The organism is Flectobacillus longus, assembly GCF_030056705.1.
Classification (GTDB): domain Bacteria; phylum Bacteroidota; class Bacteroidia; order Cytophagales; family Spirosomataceae; genus Flectobacillus; species Flectobacillus longus.
Window position 1 is genome coordinate 1 of the sequence record NZ_JASHIC010000074.1, and the last position, 605, is coordinate 605.

The 605-nt window shown below is 37.2% G+C and carries 1 protein-coding gene; it reads right to left on the bottom strand.

Going from position 1 to position 605, the window contains the following annotated elements:
* Positions 1-169 precede the first annotated feature (169 nt).
* Positions 170-562 (bottom strand): transposase, encoded by a 393-nt coding sequence (locus QM491_RS25485; RefSeq protein WP_283330408.1) that lies wholly within the window; start codon positions 560-562, stop codon positions 170-172.
* Between the last annotated feature and the right edge of the window lie 43 nt (positions 563-605).

A 605-nucleotide genomic window follows, 5' to 3' on the forward strand; every position in this document is an offset into this window, starting at 1 on the left:
GGGTGAATCTCCCTAATTTGGAGCATCAAGCCCACATAAAAACTTTCTTTTACCTTCCATTCTTCTATTCTACGGAGCATTCGATAATGTGCTTGTTTGGAAATACCACAGAGCGCATATAAGTGCTTCATTTGGTAAGAATGTTGGGTAATATTTTGGCGAAAGTACTCTAAAGTGTCGGTTTGAAACTTTTTTTTAGGTCGATGTCGAGTTCCTTTGAGGCAATTTCAATGAGCTTAGACTGATAGTCAATTTCCATTTGTTTTTGCCCAAGGATACGCTCAAGTTCAGCTACTTTTTTGAGTAGCTCCAGGGTTTTAGCCGCTTCGGAATCTTGTTGTACAATCATCTTAGTTCCTTTTTTGTAGTGAGGAGAATACTGGTAAATCCAGCGATAAACACTTGTGCTACTTACATCCCACAATTTACAAAATTCGATAATACTAATCCTTTTGTTGAGAATGTCTTCGACTTTTTCTCGTTTGAATGACTCACTGAAAATACGACTTTGACGAATCTCGTATTTTGTACTTTTCCCAGTTTTAGATTTTGAAGTTGCCATTATTTGTTGCTTTTTGAGGGCAACCTATTTTAGGCAAGGACAA

Bases quoted from the DNA above. Each gene is read 5' to 3' on its own strand.
- QM491_RS25485 (WP_283330408.1), bottom strand. From the start codon at position 562: ATGGCAACTTCAAAATCTAAAACTGGGAAAAGTACAAAATACGAGATT.